The sequence below is a fragment of the Streptomyces sp. PA03-1a genome, assembly GCF_033792805.1.
Classification (GTDB): domain Bacteria; phylum Actinomycetota; class Actinomycetes; order Streptomycetales; family Streptomycetaceae; genus Actinacidiphila.
On the sequence record NZ_JARAVO010000416.1, the window covers coordinates 1 to 3,701 of the forward strand.

At 75.7% G+C, this 3,701-nt stretch carries 4 protein-coding genes; 1 reads left to right on the plus strand and 3 read right to left on the minus strand.

What is annotated here, in order from left to right; all coding sequences use genetic code 11:
- Window positions 1–40: 40 nt before the first annotated feature.
- From PV341_RS44235 to PV341_RS44245, 3 genes are all read right to left on the minus strand, one after another.
- Window positions 41–1,348, minus strand: coding sequence for a deoxyguanosinetriphosphate triphosphohydrolase (locus PV341_RS44235; RefSeq protein ID WP_500332383.1), 1,308 nt, complete (start codon window positions 1,346–1,348; stop codon window positions 41–43).
- Window positions 1,349–1,384: 36 nt separating this feature from the next.
- Window positions 1,385–2,263, minus strand: coding sequence for a sirohydrochlorin chelatase (locus PV341_RS44240; RefSeq protein ID WP_500360897.1), 879 nt, complete (start codon window positions 2,261–2,263; stop codon window positions 1,385–1,387).
- A gap of 112 nt (window positions 2,264–2,375) precedes the next feature.
- Entirely contained in the window at window positions 2,376–2,798 is a 423-nt protein-coding gene (locus PV341_RS44245; protein ID WP_500323046.1) for a gamma-glutamylcyclotransferase family protein, read from the minus strand.
- Window positions 2,799–2,881: 83 nt separating this feature from the next.
- On the opposite strand from PV341_RS44245, the gene PV341_RS44250 reads away from it, so the two are divergent.
- A complete protein-coding gene (locus tag PV341_RS44250; RefSeq protein WP_500323044.1) occupies window positions 2,882–3,577 on the plus strand; it encodes a SanA/YdcF family protein in 696 nt (231 codons plus the stop codon).
- Window positions 3,578–3,701 lie beyond the last annotated feature (124 nt).

The following is a 3,701-nucleotide window of genomic DNA, read 5'->3' on the forward strand; positions in this document are numbered from 1 at the left end:
TCGCTGACCGACGCGGCCGCGACCGCCCTGCACGCCCGGCTCACCGGGGGGCGGTGAGCCGGGCGTGCAGGGCGGTCGCGGCCGCGTCGGTCAGCGAGGCGATCTGGTCGACGACGGCCCGCTGCCGGGCCCGGTCGTCCTTGGCCTCGTCGAAGATGCCGCGGAACTGCGGGTCCAGCCCCTCCGGCGCCCGGGCCAGCAGGGCCTCGGCGAGCTCCCCGATGACCACGCGCTGCTGGGCGCGCCGCCGCTCCTGCGCCTCGCGCTGCATGACGTACCGGTCGGCGACCGCCTTCAGGACGGCGCACTCCAGCCGCTGGTCGCGCGGGACGACCAGTTGGGCGCGGTGACGGGTGAGCCGGCCGGTGCCGTAGGCGTCCCGGGTGGCGCGCTCGGCGGCCAGGCAGAAGCGGCCGATCAGCTGCGAGGTGGCGTCCTTCAGCCGGGCCTGGGCGATGGCGGAACCGTCGTAGCCGTGCGGCCACCACTCCATGTCCAGCAGCCGGTCCAGGGCCTGCGCGAGCTCGTCCTCGGCCGCCCCGGGGGCGTAGCGGCCGGCGGCGACGGCGAAGATCTCGCGGCGCTCGGGCTCGGCGAGCAGCACCGCCGGGTCCAGATGGCCGGCGTGCAGCCCGTCCTCGACGTCGTGGACGGAGTACGCCACGTCGTCGGCCCAGTCCATGACCTGCGCCTCGAAGCACTGCACGTACGGGCGGTCGGCGGGGGCGGTGCGGCGCAGCCACTCGAAGACCGGCAGGTCGTCCTCGTACACGCCGAACTTGGGGCTGGTGGGGTCGGTGGGGTGCCCGCCGCGCGGCCAGGGGTACTTCGTCGCCGCGTCCAGCGCCGCCCGGGTCAGGTTGAGGCCCACGCTGGTCAGGGTGCCGTCGTCGGCATGGGCGAAACGCTTCGGCTCCAGCCGGGTCAGGATGCGCAGGCTCTGGGCGTTGCCCTCGAAGCCGCCGCAGCCGGCCGCGACCTCGGCGAGCACCATCTCCCCGTTGTGCCCGAACGGCGGATGGCCGATGTCGTGGGCCAGGCAGGCGGTCTCCACCAGGTCCGGGTCGCAGCCGAGGGCCGCCCCGAGCTCCCGGCCTACCTGGGCGCACTCCAGGCTGTGCGTCAGCCGCGTCCGCGGGCTGCTGTTGAGCGCCCGGGCGTTGTCGACCGGGTCCACCACCTGCGTCTTCCCGGCCAGCCGGCGCAGCCCCGCGGAGTGCAGCATGCGGGCCCGGTCCCGCTGGAACGACGTGCGGCCGGGCCGCTTGTCGGGCTCGGGCACGTAGCGCTCGGTGTCGGCTTCGCTGTAGGGGGCGTAGTCGGTCGCCGCAGGGTGGTTCGCGTCCATACCGCGACGGTAGCGGGCGCGACCCGGTCCGGGCGGCTACGCCGTGGCCAGCTGCGCCGCGGCGGCGGGACCCGCCGTGCCGGCCAGCGCCCGGTCGTAGCGGTGCAGCACCAGCGCCGCCATCGCCGGATGCGCGCCGAGCGGGGCGGCGGCGATCCACGGCGCCGCGGCGGCCGTCGCCGTCGCGAAGCGGCCCGGCGCGGCGAAGCAGGAGGCCACCGCGACCCGGTCCCGGCCGTCGGCCGACAGCTGCCGCACCGCCGCGGCGACGTCCGGCCCCGCCGACGCGTACGCGGGCACCACCGGCACCCTGCCGCCCAGCCGGGCCTGCAGCAGCGCGGCCGTCGCCTCGGTGTCCCGGGCCGACTGCGGGTCACGGGACCCTGCGGCGGCCAGTACGATCCCGGCCCGCCGTGCGGCCCGCGGGGGGCCGGTGCGCCAGCCCGCCTCGGCCAGGCGGTCGTGCAGCGCCTCGGCGAGCAGCGGGTGCGGGCCGAGCGGCGCCGCGACCCGCCCCCGCAGGTGCGGGGCACGGGCCAGCGCCCCGGGGAGGTCCCGCTTGACGTGGTGGCCGCGGGTCAGCATCAGTGGCACCAGGACGGCCTCGCCGCGCAGGGCCGCAAGGGTGTCGTCCAGCGACGGCTCGTCGATCTCGATGTGACCGAGCCGCACCGACAGCCCCGGGCGCAGGTCCCTGATCCGCTCCAGCAGGGCGTGCGCGGTGCGCAGCGCCTCCGGGTCGCGGCTGCCGTGCGCGACGGCGACCAGGACCGGGCGGCAGGGGGCCGCAGAGCGCAGCGTCACCCGCGAGAGCTGACTGCTGAGCTGCGTGGTGATCCGGGACATGAGCTGCGCCGTGCTGTCGAAGTGGTCCGGTCCTGGCACGCCGTGCGGCGCGGGTTGCTCGGCCGTCATGCACCGAGTGTGGCGAGCGGGGGTTGCCACGCCGTTGCACCGAGATGACGACTGGTTTCCGCCGCTTCACACTCCGTGCGGGCGGGTGTGAGGGGCGCCCGCAGAGCGTGCGTCAGCGGCGCTTCCAGTCCCCGCCCTCGATGGGGCGCCCCTTCTCGCGCAGCTCCCGTTCGTGGTCCGCGGCCGCCAGGTACACCCATGCGGGCACCGTCCGCCCGGCGTAGGTGCGCACGTCGCGGACCACCCGCTCGTACAGGTTCCCGGCGGCGCCCGGGCTGTACTCCTCCAGGCGGTCCAGGTCCGCGAGCACCTCCTGGTACAGGTCTTCGACCGGATGGATGACGTCGCCGTGGATGCGGCCGCGGTCGTCGGCCACGGCGTACGGGTAGCCCGGCCCGTCGAACAGCAGCGCGCCGTGCAGCACGGCGGGCGTCTCGGACGTCGTCCGGCCGCGCAGCAGCCAGGAGTGGTTAATCTCGCCGGGCCGCAGGGTCCCGTACACGAAGAACGGGAGGCGGGAATGGTCGTCACGCATCACCCTCATGGAACCGCAGGGACGTACGGGACGTCGACTCGGACGTGGAACGAAGCCCGAACCGGAAGACGCCAGGGGTACGCGTGGGGGCCGTGCTGCCGCGTCTGCGGCGGCTCGCGCGGCTGCCGCGGCTACCGCGGTCCAGGCGGGGGCGGCGGCACCTGCTGTGGGCCGCCGTGGCCCTGGGCGTACTGGCGCTGCTGCCCGCGACGTGGCTCCAGGTCACCGCGGACGACCGGGTCCGTGCGGTGGCGGACGCCCCCGCGGAGCCCGTCGCCGTCGTCTTCGGCGCGGGCCTGTGGAACGGCGAGCCCTCCCCCTACCTGGCCCACCGCCTCGACGCGGCCGCCCAACTGTGGGCGGCGCACAAGGTGCGGGTGGTCCTCGTCACGGGCGACAACAGCCGCACCGACTACGACGAGCCGACCGCGATGCGGGACTACCTGGCCGCGCACGGCGTGCCCCGCGACAAGGTCGTCCTCGACTACGCCGGCTTCGACACGTGGGACTCCTGCGCCCGGGCCCGGCGCGTCTTCGGCGTCGACCGGGCGCTGCTGGTGAGCCAGGGCTTCCACATACGGCGGGCGCTGGCGCTGTGCGGGGCGGCCGGGATCGAGGCGTACGGGATCGGGGTCGACGAGCGGCACGACGCGACCTGGTACTACGGGGGGACCCGCGAAGTCGCCGGAGCCGTGAAGGCCGCGTTCGACGCCGCGTTCACCCCGGACCCCCGTTTCCTCGGCCCCCGCGAGGCCGGCGTCCAGCGCGCCCTGGGGTGACCTTCTGTAGGGCCCGGTTGTCGTGTGCGGCGCCGTCGTGGTTGCGGTGGGGGGTTCCCCGCCTCCCGCCCTCCCCCAGCCTTCGGCCCGGGGGCTTTATCTTATACAAATTTCCGGTCCCACG